This is a genomic window from Rothia sp. HMSC062H08 (assembly GCF_001810775.1).
In the GTDB taxonomy this organism is placed as follows: Bacteria; Actinomycetota; Actinomycetes; order Actinomycetales; family Micrococcaceae; genus Rothia.
On record NZ_KV802677.1, the window covers coordinates 63,419 to 79,356 of the forward strand.

The 15,938-nt window shown below is 60.2% G+C and carries 12 protein-coding genes and 2 tRNA genes; 3 read left to right on the forward strand and 11 right to left on the reverse strand.

Going from position 1 to position 15,938, the window contains the following annotated elements; translation table 11 throughout:
- Positions 1-38: 38 nt before the first annotated feature.
- Positions 39-1,586: an LssY C-terminal domain-containing protein gene (locus tag HMPREF2765_RS08575; protein WP_049352416.1), complete on the forward strand. Its 1,548-nt coding sequence runs from the start codon at positions 39-41 to the stop codon at positions 1,584-1,586.
- A 173-nt stretch (positions 1,587-1,759) separates the two neighbouring features.
- On the opposite strand, the gene HMPREF2765_RS08580 is transcribed toward HMPREF2765_RS08575, so the two are convergent.
- From HMPREF2765_RS08580 to HMPREF2765_RS08620, 9 genes are all read right to left on the reverse strand, one after another.
- Positions 1,760-2,401 (reverse strand): DsbA family oxidoreductase, encoded by a 642-nt coding sequence (locus HMPREF2765_RS08580; protein ID WP_049345615.1) that lies wholly within the window; start codon positions 2,399-2,401, stop codon positions 1,760-1,762.
- A gap of 185 nt (positions 2,402-2,586) precedes the next feature.
- Complete coding sequence (clpX, locus tag HMPREF2765_RS08585; RefSeq protein ID WP_065425265.1) at positions 2,587-3,954, reverse strand: ATP-dependent Clp protease ATP-binding subunit ClpX; 1,368 nt, start codon at positions 3,952-3,954, stop codon at positions 2,587-2,589.
- A gap of 461 nt (positions 3,955-4,415) precedes the next feature.
- Positions 4,416-5,105 (reverse strand): ATP-dependent Clp protease proteolytic subunit, encoded by a 690-nt coding sequence (locus HMPREF2765_RS08590; RefSeq protein ID WP_012903382.1) that lies wholly within the window; start codon positions 5,103-5,105, stop codon positions 4,416-4,418.
- A 5-nt stretch (positions 5,106-5,110) separates the two neighbouring features.
- On the reverse strand, positions 5,111-5,764 hold the full coding sequence (locus tag HMPREF2765_RS08595; RefSeq protein WP_005505718.1) for an ATP-dependent Clp protease proteolytic subunit: 654 nt from the start codon (positions 5,762-5,764) through the stop codon (positions 5,111-5,113).
- Between the two features lie 319 nt (positions 5,765-6,083).
- Positions 6,084-7,385, reverse strand: a complete 1,302-nt coding sequence (gene tig / locus HMPREF2765_RS08600) for a trigger factor (RefSeq protein WP_049345618.1) — start codon at positions 7,383-7,385, stop codon at positions 6,084-6,086.
- Positions 7,386-7,492: 107 nt separating this feature from the next.
- A tRNA-Pro gene (locus tag HMPREF2765_RS08605) sits at positions 7,493-7,567 on the reverse strand.
- A gap of 488 nt (positions 7,568-8,055) precedes the next feature.
- Positions 8,056-8,126: transfer RNA gene (locus HMPREF2765_RS08610), tRNA-Gly, on the reverse strand.
- 61 nt (positions 8,127-8,187) lie between these two features.
- Positions 8,188-9,072 carry an Fpg/Nei family DNA glycosylase gene (locus HMPREF2765_RS08615; RefSeq protein ID WP_070605372.1) on the reverse strand — a complete coding sequence of 295 codons (885 nt, stop codon included), beginning with the start codon at positions 9,070-9,072 and terminating at the stop codon, positions 8,188-8,190.
- Positions 9,073-9,175: 103 nt separating this feature from the next.
- A complete protein-coding gene (locus HMPREF2765_RS08620; RefSeq protein ID WP_070605377.1) occupies positions 9,176-9,667 on the reverse strand; it encodes a ribose-5-phosphate isomerase in 492 nt (163 codons plus the stop codon).
- 379 nt (positions 9,668-10,046) lie between these two features.
- On the opposite strand from HMPREF2765_RS08620, the gene pepN reads away from it, so the two are divergent.
- Both pepN and HMPREF2765_RS08630 read left to right on the forward strand, forming a co-directional pair.
- On the forward strand, positions 10,047-12,596 hold the full coding sequence (gene pepN / locus HMPREF2765_RS08625) for an aminopeptidase N (protein ID WP_070605380.1): 2,550 nt from the start codon (positions 10,047-10,049) through the stop codon (positions 12,594-12,596).
- A 250-nt stretch (positions 12,597-12,846) separates the two neighbouring features.
- On the forward strand, positions 12,847-14,004 hold the full coding sequence (locus HMPREF2765_RS08630) for an SGNH/GDSL hydrolase family protein (protein ID WP_246824951.1): 1,158 nt from the start codon (positions 12,847-12,849) through the stop codon (positions 14,002-14,004).
- Positions 14,005-14,147: 143 nt separating this feature from the next.
- On the opposite strand, the gene HMPREF2765_RS08635 is transcribed toward HMPREF2765_RS08630, so the two are convergent.
- Both HMPREF2765_RS08635 and HMPREF2765_RS08640 read right to left on the reverse strand, forming a co-directional pair.
- On the reverse strand, positions 14,148-14,753 hold the full coding sequence (locus HMPREF2765_RS08635) for a phosphatase domain-containing protein (protein WP_005508133.1): 606 nt from the start codon (positions 14,751-14,753) through the stop codon (positions 14,148-14,150).
- Positions 14,754-15,029: 276 nt separating this feature from the next.
- Complete coding sequence (locus tag HMPREF2765_RS08640; protein ID WP_070605385.1) at positions 15,030-15,893, reverse strand: DUF8185 domain-containing protein; 864 nt, start codon at positions 15,891-15,893, stop codon at positions 15,030-15,032.
- Positions 15,894-15,938: the final 45 nt, after the last annotated feature.

Consider the following 15,938-nt stretch of genomic DNA (forward strand, 5'->3'; position numbering starts at 1 on the left):
TATTCAAAGACCCTAACTATGTTGCAGAAAGGGCGGGAATGTCCCACCAAAAACGCGTCCTGCGGCCTATACGTAGCGATGTTGCTCCCCCAGTCACCTCGCCACCGGTTTACCGTGGCGATATTGACACGCGCGGTGCGGCGCAAGACCTCGTGCCGCGTAGCTTCTGGGTTGATTTCTGGGACACTCTCTTCTTTATCTTCGCCGGCGTCGCCGCCCTCGTGCTGACCTTCATGATTCTGGCGAATACGGTCGGCCACTCTTTTTGGGGCGTGCCCATCGCCTTTATCTTCTGGGCGGTCACCGCGTACCTGACGCTACCGCGTTTTCACGCCATCATGACCCGCATCTACGTGCCCGATTACTTCATTGGGCGCACCCGCACCCCGGACGGCCTGCTCGGCGACCCGGTCAATATCGGCCTGATTGGTACCGAGGAGCAGATTCACCAGGTCATGCAGGATGCAGGCTGGACCCGTGCTGACGACGTCACCCTCGTCTCCTCGTGGAAGATTATTATCTCCACCATCACCCGCCGTTCCTACGCGGAGGCGCCGGTCTCCCCGCTAAAAATTTTTGGTAAGACGCAGGCTTTCGCCTACCAGAAGGAAGTGGACGGCAACCCCGAGAAACGCCACCACGTGCGCTTCTGGAAAACCCCGAACGGCTGGCTTCTGCCTGGTGGTCACCAGGTGGATTGGTTAGCGGCGGGCACCTACGACTCCGGTGTGGGTTTCAGCTTCTTCACCCTGCAGGTCACGCACCGCATCGATGCTGAAACCGACTTTGAACGCGACTACATTGTGGAGTCCATTCAGTACGCCCACCCGGAAACTCACGTTGAGATTCTGCACGATTTTTCCTCCGGCTACCACGCCCGTAACGGCGGCGGTGACGCGATCCGCACGGACGGCGCGCTCCCGGTCATCGTGCTGAACAATGAGGGTCTGGAGCCGCAGGAGCAGGAAGAAATTCACCTCTCCAGCGCGCACGACCTGGCGTACCGCATGCCGCTGAGTCTGCTGGTTGGTTCGGGTATGCTCATCGCCGTGACCCTCGCCGATATTGTCAACAGCGTCATTCTGGCGCTCAGCCGCCCGGCTCTGCGAGCCAAGCTGCTGGAGGAAGGATCCGGCGACGATCTTGATTTGCTGAGCCTATTCGATCAGGTGGATAGCGACGTGCTGCTGACCATCACCAGCGCGGTGTTGGTGGGCTTCGTAGCCGTCTATTCTGCGGCCCACCTCTTCCTGCTGTGGAGCACGCTGCGCGGCTCCTCCAAGGCTCGCCGTCTGGCCCTGCTACTGACGGCGCTAAACTTCATGGCGATTACCGGCGGCGTGCTGTGGGGACACCACTCCCTGCCGCTGTCCACGATTTTCTTCCAGCTGGGCGTTGCGGTGTTCGCAATGTTGGCGTTCACCTCGGACGAGGCGGTCCAGTACACCGCGACCCGCACCTTCCACATGCGCGACACGAAGATTGTGCAGCGCGCGACGCACCCGAAGGTTCTGGAGCGCAGGGCTCAGCGCAAGGCGCAGAAAGCACGAAAGACGGTTTCTGAAAACCGAAGCCGCCAAGTCTGACCCGCATCCGGCAATTCGGCACCGTTAGACAGAAATTACCGCCCGGTCAGTGTGACCGGGCGGTACTTTTATGCTCTGTTGAGGCTCTATCGCCGAGGGGCTCTGCCGAGCTCGGGGTTTTCGAGTCTTGGGGCTTCAGTCCCCGGCGTTTCGAGCCTCAGTTCCCGCTGTGTTTAGGCTTCGCCGTCCTCGCCGTGGAAAATCGGGCCCACGGTGCGGGGGCGCTTGAGCTCAAAGAAGCCGGGGTAGGAAGCCAGCGCCAGGGCGCCGTCGAAGAGCTTACCGGCCTCTTCACCGGCAGGGCTCGGGGAGATGACCGGGCCGAAGAAGGCGGTGCCGTTAATGGAAATCAGCGGAACACCCACATCGGTGCCGCCCACGGTCTTCAGGGCGAGGTCCAGAGAAGCGCGCATCTGCTCGTCGTACTTGTCGGTGAAGGCCACATCCGCCAGCTCTGCGGGCAGGTTGACCTCTTCCAGCGCCTTGACGATTGCGTCGCGGTAGGAATCTGCCTTGTTGTCGTTGTGGTGAATCTGCTCGCCCAGAGCGTCGTAGAGGGGCTTGATGACCTCGTTGCCGTGCAGCTCGCGCACAGCGGTAATGAGGCGGGTCGGCGCCCAGGACCGGTCCATCGCTGCCTGGTAGTCGGCGGGCAGGTCGCGGCCCTGGTTGTGCATGGACAGGGAGAAGGGACGCCAGGTCACCTCAATATTGCGGACCTTCTGCACCTCGCCAATCCAGCGGGAGGTAATCCAGCACCAGGGGCAAATCGGATCGAACCAGAAATCAACCTGTGCGGGGGCGTTCTCAGCCATGGGTGTTCCTCTCTTGTACGGATGCGCGTACCGCCCGTGCAGCCCGGCACCCTGTGTTCACCTTTAATATCTGCACCAGCCAAGCCCGCGGTTTCTGAGCGCGGCACCTGCTAGTGAGCCGTCACCCCGTATAACCGGGGCGACGGCTTCTTTATTCCCTGGCCTCTTCGGCCGGAAGTATTCGATTAGGCCACCTTGCGCCCGGCCTTCGCGGCCTTCAGGGAGGCGGTCTTCGCCTCCCCCTTCACGGTGCGGGTGGTCTCGGGGTCCGGTGCCTGCAGCACGTAGCGGGGTTCTGCCCCGTTGAGCACGGTGTCCTCACCGATGACGATAGACACCACGTCGGTGCGGTCCGGGATGTCGAACATAATCGGCTGCAGAATCTGCTCCATCATGGAGCGCAGGCCGCGGGCACCGGTACCACGTTCGGCGGCGAGGCGCGCAATAGCCGCGACTGCTGCGTCGTCGATGATGAGTTCCACGCCGTCCAGGGCGAAGAGGTGACGGTACTGCTTGAGCAGCGCGTTCTTCGGTTCGGTCAGCACGCGAGCCAGCTCTTCTTCGTTGAGCTCGCTCAGGGTCGAGATGACCGGCAGGCGACCAATCAGCTCGGGGATAATGCCGTAATGCGCCAGGTCCTCGGGCATGATCTGATCCAGCGGGTTCTTTACGGAACCGCCCAGCTCGGCACCGAAACCGATGCCACCGGCACCCACGCGGGCTGCAATGCGGTCGTCAATATTGTCGAAGGCACCAGCCACGATGAAGAGAATGTTCGAGGTATCAATCTCAATGTTCGCGTGCGCCGGGTGCTTGCGGCCGCCCTCCGGGGGTACGGTCGCCACGGTGCCCTCGATAATCTTCAGCAGCGCCTGCTGCACGCCCTCACCGGACACGTCACGGGTGATGGAGAGGTTCTCGCCACCCTTGCGGGCAATCTTGTCGATTTCGTCAATGTAGATGATGCCGCGCTGAGCCTTGGCAATATCGCCGTCAGCGGCGTTAATGAGGCGCAACAGAATGTTCTCCACGTCGTCACCCACGTAACCCGCCTCGGTGAGGGTGGTTGCGTCAACCAGGGCGAAAGGCACATCCAGCTTCTTCGCCAGGGTTGCCGCCAGGTAGGTTTTACCGCAGCCGGTCGGGCCGAGCATCAGAATATTCGACTTGCCCAGCTCCACTTGCTCCCCCGCGGTCGCCGAAAGAATGCGGGAGGTCAACACCGGGTTATCAATATCGTGGATGCGCTTGTAGTGGTTGTACACCGCCACCGCCAGGGTGCGCTTCGCCGCGTCCTGACCGATGACGTAGTCGTTGAGGTAGCTGTAAATTTCGCGCGGAGTAGCCAGCTGAGGCGCGGGCGCAGCGGCGGGGGCCTTCACCTTCAGACGCTCTTCAGCGAGGATCTCTTCGCACAGCTCCACGCATTCGTCGCAGATAGAAACATTCGGGCCGAGCACAATCTTAAAAACCTGCGCGCGAGTCTTCTTGCAGAAGGAGCATCGCATGCTGGCGTTGGGCTGTTCGGGAGGCACAATGACGTCTGTGGCCACGAAAATTCCCTTTCGATCGGCGTGGTGAAATCGGCGCAGAAGGGTCAGTGACCTGATGTCTGCGGTGATTTCTCAGGAGGAGCACCGGCGGGTGGTGGGCGCCCTAGTTTGAGTGAGAAAACGGTATGAAATACTCGAATTTTCTCCTTTTCTAAGGCTACCGGAGTTCACCCCGGAACCAAGAATTACGCACCGCAAATGAACGGACTTACCGGGCATATGACAAAGCGCGTCTTTTATGACGGCGGCAGGAACTTCCACACCCCGATATGACGGTGATTCACAAGGGTAAAGTGCAGGTCAGAGTCACCTACTGAAGCACCACACGGAGACCCACCAAATACACCCACGGTGCACAAAAAGAAGCGGCACCGCACCGCGCACCAGCCCGAAGGCTCGCACACGGGGCAATGCCGCCCCTCCCCCGAAAAATACTCGGGGATATTCCTCAAAACTAAAGTTTAGGTGTGGGAAATAGCGGTGTTGGTCGCAGGCTTACGCAACTTACGAGACTCCAGCACCTTATCGACCAGGCCGTACTCCAGAGCAGCAGCCGCAGTCAGAATGTTGTCACGCTCAATGGAGCGGTCAACTTCCTCGTAGGTCTTGCCCGAGTGCAGCGCCAGGGTCTGTGCAGTCCACTCACGCATACGCATAACCTCGTTCGCGTGAATCTCAATGTCAGATGCCTGACCGCCCTGCTGGCCGCTCAGAGCGGGCTGGTGAATCAGCACGCGAGCGTTCGGCAGTGCCAGACGCTTGCCGGGGGTACCGGCAGCCAGCAGAACCGCCGCAGCGGATGCCGCCTGACCCAGGCACACGGTCTGGATCTCGGGGCGGATGAACTGCATGGTGTCGTAGATAGCGGTCATTGCGGTGAAGGAGCCGCCGGGCGAGTTGATGTACAGGGTGATGTCACGCTCGGGGTCCTGTGCCTCCAGCACCAGCAGCTGAGCCATGATGTCGTCAGCGGATGCGTCGTCCACCTGGGTGCCCAGGAAGATGATGCGGTCCTCGAACAGCTTTGCGTACGGGTCCTGACGCTTGTAACCGTAGGGGGTGCGCTCCTCGAAGCTGGGGAGCACGTAGCGGTTGCTCGGCATAGCCGGCGCCGAGGTGGTGATATCGTTCGGCAGGTAGTTCATGTGCATCTCCCTTATGCGTTCTTCGATTCGGGCAGCTTACCGGCGGTGGTCGCAATGTGGTCGAAGAAGCCGTACTCCAGGCCCTCTTCCGCGTTGAACCAGTTGTCGCGGTCGTTATCCTTCAGGATGGTTTCCAGGCTCTTGCCGGTGCGCTCAGCGGTAATCTCTGCCAGGCGCTTCTTCATGTCCAGAATCAGCTCAGCCTGGGTGCGGATATCCGATGCGGTACCGCCAATACCACCGAGGGGCTGGTGCATGAGGATGCGGGCGTTCGGGGTTGCGTAGCGCTTGCCGATGGTGCCTGCGGTGAGCAGGAACTGACCCATGGATGCTGCCATACCGGTCACCACGGTCACCACGTCGTTCGGGATGAGCTGCATGGTGTCGTAGATTGCCATACCGGCGGTCACGGAGCCGCCGGGCGAGTTGATGTACAGGTAGATGTCTGCCTCGGGGTCTTCAGCCGAGAGCAACAGCATCTGGGAGCAGATGAGGTTAGCGTTGGAGTCGCGCACCTCGGAGCCGAGCCAGATGATGCGCTCCTTCAGGAGGCTGTTGTAGACGTAATCTTCCTGGGCACCAACGATGGGGGTTGCCATAGACGGCGCGGGCGCCACGCCGGCTGCCTGGGAGGCGCCGATGGGCAGAGGCATGTAGCTGGACATTCTTCCTCTTCTTCTCTAATGGGTCTTCGCTGCATCTTTGCGCGATTTACGCGCCGGAGCGCACGCGAAAAGTTTCGTTGCTACTACCTTACCGATAGTTGCTCTCCCCCGCTTCCCTTCGGGTTGTTCGTTCGCCAGGGGGTGAAGCAGAGGCGAAAACCTCGGTACGGAATAACTTGAGGGCGGAATAGTTTGGGGTGAAAAGAGCCTCAGCGGGCACCCAACCGGTCAACCGGTGGATGCCCGCTGAGGCTACACATTTCAAGCAATCAGCTCACGCCCTCTAGCGGGGTGGCTTTTTGCAGACCGTGGCGGGGATTTAGGCAGCTGCCTCTTCGCCCTCGCCCAGGTACTTGGACAGGTCAACAACGTTGCCCTTGGTGTCCTTGACCACTGCGGTCTTCAGCACTGCTGCCAGAGCCTTGGAGCGGCGAACCTCGCCGACCAGTGCGCCAGCCTGGCCGGAGCCGTCCAGCATCTGTGCGAACTGGTTGGGGTCCATGCCGTACTGGGAGCTCATGGTGATGATGTAGTTGATCATCTCAGCCTGGTCGACGGTCACTTCTTCCTTGTCCGCAACAGCGTCGAGAACCATCTCGTTCTTGAATGCGGTCTCGGTGTTCTCGCGAACCTCGGCGCGGTGCTCCTCGGTGTCGTGGCCTGCTTCAGCGTTGGGGTTGTTGAAGTGCTGCTCGAGCTGGTCCTCGATAACCTTCTCGGGGACGGGGATCTCAACGAGCTCAACGAGCTTTGCGAGGACCTTGTCGCGTGCCTGGGTGCCCTGCTCGGCAACCTTAGCCTCTGCAACCTGCTTCTTGATGTCTTCCTTCAGTTCTTCGATGGTGTCGAACTCGGAAGCCAGCTGTGCGAACTCGTCGTCAGCTGCGGGCAGCTCGCGCTCCTTGACTGCGGAGAGCTTGACCTTGATGACAGCCTGCTCGCCTGCGTGCTCGCCGCCGGAGAGCTTGGTCTCGAAGGTTGCGTCCTCGCCAGCGGACAGGCCGGTCAGAGCCTCGTCGATGCCGTCGAGCATGGTGCCGGAACCAATCTGGTAGGACAGGTCGTTTGCTGCGTCTACCTGCTCGCCGTCGATTTCTGCGGCGATGTCGATGGTCACGAAGTCCTTGTCAGCTGCGGGGCGCTCAACGGTCTTCAGGGTGCCGAAGCGCTCACGCAGAGCGTCCAGTGCCTGAACCTCGTCCTCAGCGGTGACCTCTACCTCGTCAACCTCAACCTCGAGGCCCTCGTAGTTGGGCAGCTCGATTTCGGGGCGGACGGTGACGGTGATGGTCAGCTTGAGGTCTGCCTCACGGTTCTCAGTGGAGGGCTGGGACTGAACGTCCAGCTCGGGCTGTGCCAGGGGGGAGAGTTCGTTCTCGCCCAGTGCCTGTGCGTAGTAGTCGTTCAGAGCGTCGTTCAGGGATGCCTCGACGATGTAGTCGAAGCCCGCACGCTGCTCGATGAGCTGCTTGGGCAGCTTACCCTTGCGGAAGCCGGGAACGCTGATCTGACCCGAGAGGTTCTTGTAGGTGCGGTCCAGGTAGGGCTTGAATTCTGCGAAGGGAACCTCGACCTCAATCTTTGCGAGGGTCGGGTTGAGCTTCTCGACGGCGGTCTTCACGTCCGTGATCTCCTCATATAGTTTCGGTGCGGCACGAATCGTGTGTGCCGCGGTTGCTTAGTGGAAAGAGCGCCACGACCTTGTAGCGTCGCGGCAACCGTTTCACGTCGGGGCGACAGGATTCGAACCTGCGATCTCCTGCTCCCAAAGCAGGCGCGTTAGCCAAGCTACGCCACGCCCCGTGAAACCGACCGTGTTGCGCACTTGCGTGTTTAACACAGTCAGTGCCCTAGTTTACCTGTTTTCCCGCTAAATGCCCAACACAGCGGCTCGTGCGCGGTTTATTTCCACTGAGCGCGTACTCCCCTATCTCCCTTGGTTTTGTAGGGTGTTTTGTGTGGATGCGAGGTGGAGGGGATGACGAGCTGGAGCGTGCGGATTCCGAGCGCGCGAGGAAATAAATCCGCATGCGTAAGCGAATCCCGGAGATTAGTTCTCGAGGGGATGACGGGCTGGAGGGCGAAAATCCCGAGCGCGCGAGGGAATGTATTTTCGCCCGGAAGCGATTCCCGGCAACCTTAGCTGGGATTTGTGCGAGGGGATGACGAGCTGGAGCATGCGGATTCCGAGCGCGCGAGGAAACAAATCCGCATGCGGAAGGGATTCCCGTCATCCCCTCGAGGGAAAAAGAAAGGGCCTCGACGCGAAAGCGTCGAGACCCTAAATCTCGAGGGGATGACGGGAATCGAACCCGCGTAATCAGTTTGGAAGACTGAGGCTTTACCATTAAGCTACATCCCCGGAATGGAACTTGACTATAGTATCGAGGTTCCATCTGGACTGTCAAATATTTGAGCAGTTTTTAGACCTGGCAGCCGGGGCACCAGTAGAGTTTGCGGCCGGCGATTTCTTCCATGCGGATGGTGGTTCCGCAGCGGCGGCAGGGCTCGCCGTGGTGCATGTACACGTAGTTGGCGTGGTCGGGCCAGGCTTCGGTTTCGGGCACGCCGAGGCGGTCTTCCGGTTCGGTGGTGATGATGCGACCCACGCGCACGCCAATAACCAGCAGGTGCTTGTTATCTTCCCAGAGCCGTTCCAGCTCATCATCGCTCAAGCTCTTACCGGGGCGTAACGGATCAATTTCCTGGCGGTAGAGCGATTCGGCGCGGAAGATATTGCCCACGCCGGAGATTGCCGCCTGATCCATCAGAATCACACCAATCGGGCGGGAGCTCTTGCGTGCCGCGCGGTAGAACTGTTCGGGGTCGGCGTCCGGGTTGAGCGGGTCGGGGCCGAGCTTGGAGCGGACGGTGCGCACCTCCTCCGGCGTGAGGGTGCGGCAGATAGTCGGGCCCACCAGGTCCGCCCAGCCATGCTCCGAAACAATACGGCAACGCACGGTACTCTTCGGCTCAGGAGGACCGGCGTAGGGTTCCCCCTCCCCCGCCGCGTATTCTTTTTCGCCGATCTTGCGGGGCGCGCCAATGCTCGAAGCACCCGTGAACGTCTCATCCCCACCGAAGCTCCAGTTACCGTAAATACCCAGGTGCACGTTCAGGGTCAGGTCGTTTTCGAAGGTCACGAACAGGTGCTTACCGTGCGCGTACGCCCCGGTGATGGTGTGCCCGTCCAGCAGGGCGGCACCCTCAGCATAGCGGCCCTGCGGGGAGGAAACCTGCACGCGCTCGCCGGTGAAGACGTCACTGATTTGGCGGGCTATACGGTGGATGGAGTGGCCTTCGGGCACGGGTTCTCCTCGAAAACTTGTCGGCTAGAAATAGCGTGGATTATATGGGGTGCAGAGACGACTGAGGCGCATAGCCTGCACTATGCGCCTCAGATTTTAGAGCTTAGGCAGCGTCAATCTGCTTGCCGGCAATGTCGCCGGTCTGCTCGTACTCAGCCAGCTGACCGATACGGCGTGCGTGACGCTCCTCGTTGGTCCAGGGGGTAGCCAGGAAGACCTTGATGATTTCCAGTGCTTCTTCCTTGCTGTGCTGGCGGCCGCCCACAGCAACGACCTGTGCGTTGTTGTGCTCGCGAGCCAGTGCCGCGGTGTCGTGGTTCCACGCCAGAGCCGCGCGGATACCCTCAACCTTGTTCGCAGCCATCTGCTCGCCGTTGCCGCTACCGCCCAGCACAATACCCAGGGAGTCCAGGCCAGCCTCGCGGTCACGCTTCACGCCAAGGGCTGCATTAATGCAGAACGAGGGGTAGTCGTCCAGCGGGTCATAGTCGGCGGGGCCGTGGTCAATCATTTCGTAGCCCGCAGCGGTGAGGGACTCGATTAGGTAGTGGCTCAGTTCGAGGCCAGCGTGGTCGGTTGCGATGTGTACGCGCATGGTACTCTCCTGGTGATTTTGTCTTGGTGTGACGTGCGTTTGTGCGTTCGTGGGAGGCGCCGGTTCTCAGTTCTGAGCGCCGTTGCTAGAGTGCGCCGCGCATCCATCAGGTGGGATACGCTTCCCCGTTTGGGTTTTTTCTGTCTTAACTGTATCGAATTCGCGCGGGTTCGGGTAATGCGAAGCCTTCTATACCCCCACCTATACGGTAGACTGTGGGATATGGCACTTTTTGGTGTCCCGATTCGCCGCGCCCAAGCTTGAAGGCCTCCAGCGCTACGTATGCAGCGTCGCAGGAGCCGCGCACCTCGGGAACCAGCGCACCATGACAGGGCGTGTCAACACGGCACGCTATTCACATCTAAGGAGAGGGAGCTGTATGCCCGGCCTGAACCTAACCCGCAATGAGGCAATCGAACGCGCATCCATTATTAAGCGCGTGCACTCGTACCGTATTGAACTCGACCTTCCGAAGGACAAAGACGTCTTCTCCTCGAAGGTTGAAATTCGCTTCGACGCTCAGGAAGGTGCCTCCACCTTCATTGACGCCATCACCTCCTCGGTCAAGTCCATTAACCTCAACGGCGAAGAGCTGAGCACCGACCTGGCGGACGGCGAGCGCATCCAGCTGCCGAACCTTGCTGCTGAGAACACCCTGGTCATTGACGCAGAGATGTTCTACACCAACACCGGTGAGGGTCTGCACCGTTTCGTGGACCCCGCCGACGGCGAAGTGTACCTGTACTCCCAGTTTGAAGTGCCGGACTCCCGCCGCGTGTTCCCCGTCTTTGAGCAGCCCGACCTGAAGGCTGAATTCGAGTTTATTGTGCGCGTTCCCTCGCACTGGGTGGTTGTGTCTAACCAGCCCGAGGTGAAGGTTGAGGAGAAGGAGTGCGGTTGCGGCCGTGCGAAGACCTGGTTCTTCAAGCCGACCCCGCGCATGTCTTCGTACATTACCGCGATTGTGGCTGGCCCCTACGAGAAGGTCACCAGCGAGCTGACTAACTCTGAAGGTCGAGTGATTCCGCTGGGCGTGTACGCTCGTAAGTCCCTCATGCCGTTTGTGGATGCTGAGGACATGTTTGAGCTGACCCGTCAGGGCTTCGAGTTCTACGAGGAGCAGTTCAAGACCCCGTACCCGTTCGAGAAGTACGATCAGCTGTTCGTGCCCGAGTTCAACGCCGGTGCGATGGAGAACGCTGGCTGCGTGACCTACCTGGAGACTTACGTCTTCCGCTCCAAGGTTGCGGAGGCTCTGCGTGAGCGCCGCGCTATCACCGTTCTGCACGAGCTGGCTCACATGTGGTTCGGTGACCTGGTCACCATGAAGTGGTGGAACGACCTGTGGCTGAACGAGTCCTTCGCTGAGTTCATGTCGACCCTGGCTGCTGCGGAGAACACCCGCTACGCGAAGGAGGCGTGGGCTACCTTCGCCGCATCGGAGAAGACCTGGGCGTACCGTCAGGATCAGCTGTCTTCGACCCACCCGATTGTGGCTGAGATCCGTGACCTTGCCGACGTTCAGGTGAACTTCGACGGCATCACCTATGCGAAGGGCGCTTCGGTGCTGCGTCAGATGGTGGCGTGGGTTGGCCAGGAGAACTTCATGGCCGCTCTGAAGGTGTACTTCGACAAGCACAGCTGGGGCAACACCGTTCTGGACGACCTGCTGGTTGAGCTGGAGCGCACCTCCGGCCGTGACGTGCGTGCGTGGAGCGCTAAGTGGCTTGAGACCGCTGGCGTGAACACTCTCGCCGTTGAGATTGAGAACGACGAGGCTGGCAACATCTCTTCGCTGGGTATTCGCCAGTCCTACGCTGAGGGCTTCGAGACCCTGCGCCCGCACCGTGCGGTAATTGGTTTCTACAACCTGGTGGACGGCAAGCTGACCCGCACCGACCGCATCGAGCTGGACATTGACGGCGAGCTGACCGTGGTTGAGGAGGCTATCGGCAAGAAGCGCCCCGACCTGCTGCTGCTGAACGATGAGGACCTGGCGTACGCTAAGATTCGCCTGGATGAGCGTTCCATCGAGACCGCTATCAAGCACCTGGGCGACATTGATTCGTCCGTGGCTCGCGGCGTGGTCTGGGGTTCGCTCTGGGATACTGTGCGTGACGCTCAGATGCCGGCACGTAAGTACGTTGACCTGGTGCTGAACAACATCGGTAAGGAGACCAACTCCACCGCTCTGCGCACCCAGATCAACAACCTGTCCGCTACTCTGCACTCCTTCGTAGCTCCTGAAGCTCGCGAGGAGACCCGCCACCGTGCCGCTGACCGTCTGTGGGAGCTGGCATGCGTTGCAGAGCCCGACTCGGATGCTCAGCTGCAGCTGCTGCAGGCGTTCATCAACCAGACCCGCACCGAGGAGCAGTACGACAACGTGCAGCGTCTCTTCGAGGGTGAGCTGACCCTTGAGAGCCTGGATATTGACGCTGACCTGCGTTGGAACCTGGTGTGCCGCCTGGCTACCGGTGGCCGTTTCTCCGCCGAGCAGATTGCTGCGGAGCTGGAGAACGACAACACCGCAAACGGTCAGCAGTACGCCGCTCAGGCATACGCGTCGATTCCGACTGCTGAGGCTAAGGCTGAGTACTGGAACAAGATCATGGTGACCGGCGAGCTGTCGAACATGATTCAGCGTTACGCTATTTCCGGTTTCAAGTCCGGCAAGCCCGAGCTGATTGCCCAGTACAATGAGCCGTACTTCGAGCAGATTGAGGGTATTTGGCGTTCGCGTTCGCACGAGATTTCCATGCAGATTATTGGTGGCATGTACCCGAGCGAGCCGACCGCTGAGCTGCTGGAGCGTACCGAGGCGTACCTGGCTTCTCTGCCTGAGGATGCTGCGGCTCTGTACCGTCAGATTGCGGAGGCACGCGACGGCGTGGCTCGTGCGCTGAAGGTTCAGGCGGCTGACATCTAACAATGCTTGTGAGCTGAGGCAGGTTCGCCACCTGCTCTCATAAGTTTTTATTCGTCCCCTTCTACCCCGAGATTCGGGGTGGGAGGGGACGTTTCTATATGGGGTTTATGCCGGTTCTATTTTGAGTTGTGCACCGGTTTGCGCACCGAGTCTAATTCTTGTCACTGCGGTGCATATTTTTTGGTATTTTCATTTGAATATCCCTCAAAAGCTCTCTACTTGGGGTTGCGCCTATCGTATACTGTTGTGCATGCCTTCTATCAAGTCTCCTATCGCGAAAGTTTCTCTGACCGGCACAATCCTTGCTGTGGTTGCCGCCGGTTCCTTTGGCGTGTACTCCGCAGGAGGCTTCACCGCACCCGGTAGCACCGCCGCTACCGCTGCTACGGGCGCCGAGCCTACCCAGTCGGCCCAGGAAAGCCCCAGCGAGTCCCCCTCCCCCGAGCCGACTCCGGAACCGACCACCCCGGCTCAGAAGATGGAACGCACCGCGCAGAACGCCTTCGGCAAGGAGGGCGCACAGGCAACCGGTGAGATTCAGGCGCCGTTCTCCACCTCCGCTGATGCCGCCGACATGCTGGTTCAGCAGTTCAAGGGTGGCGTGGTCATGTACACCCCCAAGTACGGTCCGGTTGCGGTGGAATCCGGCGTCTACGAGCACTGGTGGAAGCAGCGCGGGTACAGCGACTTTGCCGGTTGGGAGGGTCTGCCGGTGAGCTGGCGATCCAAGAAGGGCGTTCTGTACACCAAGTTTGAGAAGGCTGAACTCTACTGGGATAAGGCGAACGGTCTGCCGCGTAACACCAATGTTCTTGGCCCTAAGGACGCCCTAGTGATTGGTGACTCGCAGGTGACCGCAACCTCCTGGGTTGGTTTGGGTCTGAAGCAGGCAGGTTTCGTCCCGTACCTGTTCCGTTGCGGCGGCATCGGTTTTGTGACCGCCCGCGAGGGTGTGTGCCCCTCCTACTATCAGGGTGTGATGGGTGGCCGTTGGGCTCTGCCGAGCGGTAACCCCGGCGTGATTTACCTGGACGCCTCCGGCAATGACATTTACATTCACGAGGATGAGACGAAGGCGCGCGAGCACGTGAACGCTCACCAGACTCAGGTCATTGAGCAGCTGCGACGTATGTACCCGTCGTCGAAGATTGTGTTCGGTGGTGTGGTGTCTATGGATGAGGCGTCTGCACCGGATAAGCAGGTGGCGCATAAGCGTCACGTGGCAAACGAGGTGGCAAGGCAGGGTGCCCGCGAGACCGGCGTGCTGTTCATGGACACCTCGGGCTGGCAGAGCCTCTACCTGGCTGAGGGTGACATGGCTGATGGCGTGCATCTGAAGGAGAAGGCGCACCATAAGCTGGCGGGCCCCTTTGCGACTCGTCTGCGTGAACTGCTCGGCACCGCGTAAACTAACTGTGTAATCAGCCGAGTACATCAGCTTCGATCAACGCATATAGCATTAGAATGAGGCGCCGGGAGGATTGAATCCTTCCGGCGCCTCATTCGTTTGAGTGGGTTACCCACCGCAGCTCTCAAGTTGGTGTGCGGGTTTTATGCCGCGACGTTTGCCTGGCGTTCCTTCGCCTCGGCCTTCTGGTGTGCGAGCACGCCCTCCGCAAGGCGACGCTTCTGACGCTCACGAGCGGCTTCCTTCTCACGCTGCTCGGCAGCCCAGGCGACCGGGTCAATGTCGATCGACTCGTAGTGCCATTCGCCAATGTAGTCGCGAATCGGGGCGACCCAGGTGACGGGAATGCCGCGGCGCAGGTACACCTCGTGGTCGGTGTCTTCAAAAGCGTGGATAATGCGGTTGCCGTCAGCAATCAGGGACTCAATGACGGAGTCCTTCCATGCGGGGCTGTTGGAGCCGTCGTTGCCGGGCTTAGCGAACACGTGCTTGGGTTCCAGACCTGCGCGGGCGATGAACTGGTTCAATTCCTTCATGTAGGTGCCATCGCGGCCGGTAATTACTACGACCTCTGCGCCGGTGTCTGCCGCGATTTCGCGAACACGGTCGGCAATTTCAACATTGACCGTGGCGTTGCGGATGGCCTTGAAGAATCGGCGGTTGCTTGCGAAGAAACCGGTCAGGTACTTGTCCATCTGATCTCGGTTGCTGGCAAGGGTACCGTCAATGTCGACTGCAATCAGATCCATATAGGTCTCACTTTCGATCCGTACGGGAAGAATGCGCCTGGTGAGGGCGCGGCGGAAGAGTTCCCGTGCGGTGTGGCTGGTAATCGGTGTGTCAAAGACGCCCCGGTGAAAGGGCGTAGTCTCTCTAGAATACCCTATTTTCGTAAAGTAATGCCCTATCGAATGTCATTATTACAACTACCCCGTTGATGTCATACGGCATAGAAAAACCGCTGGTGGCGCAGGCAAAGAGCCCACACCACCAACGTAAAAAGTCTAGAAATGTCTCGAGGAAAGTTAGAGTAGCGAACCGGAACCGCGGCGCACCAGCACCATACCGGCGGGCGCCACAATGCGCAGCCACTCCTCCGAACCTACATGCGCAGCGAAGAGCGGCAGATCGCCCGTGAAGCCTTCCGGGATGAAACCGAACACGCGCAGGGCGAATGCCGCGCCGGTCGGTACAAGCACGGTATCGAACTCAGGTAGGTATTCCAGCACCATATCGGAGGACCAAATACGCGAGCGCACCGTGGAAAGCACCGCGGCACCGGGGTTCTCGGGCAGGGCGCGTTCTACCGCCTCCAGGCCTTCTGCGGTGGCGCGGTGGAATTCTTCAACCGGGACGGCACCAACCTCGTACCAGCCGCTGAGCGGGGCTGACTTGCCAGCCCAGCTGGCGTTGACGGTCACCGGCGGCATGAACAGCACCAGCTGCGAGTTCTCTTCGTTACCCTGTTCTTCTGCCTGCTTCTGCAGACGCGCCAGTCGGTCCAGTAGCGCCTGCGCCTGTACGGTCATGTCCAGGGTCGAGTCAGCCAGCAGGTGCAGGGCGCGCAGACCCATAATGACCGGGGTGTCCGAGGAGGCGTCCTCCGGCTCCAGGGAGCAGGCGAACACCGCCACCACGCGGCCGCGCGCGGTCAGGCGGATAGCCGCATCCGGGTTGACCGCCAGAGCACGAGAAATGTAGGTGGCAAGATCCTTGACGACTGCGGCACCCTGGGCACCGCCGGGCAGAATCAGGTAGGGCTCCTCCACGCCTTCGTGGGGGTTGTACTTGAGCTCAATAGGTGCTGCCGCGTTCGGTGCGCTGTTCTGTTCGGGAGCGTTCTCCTGCACGGGGGTATTGTCAGGGGTGGTTTCAGACGGCGTAGTCATTTCTGCTCCTTTTCGGCGTTGGCCTGCTCGGTGGCAAGTTGGTGG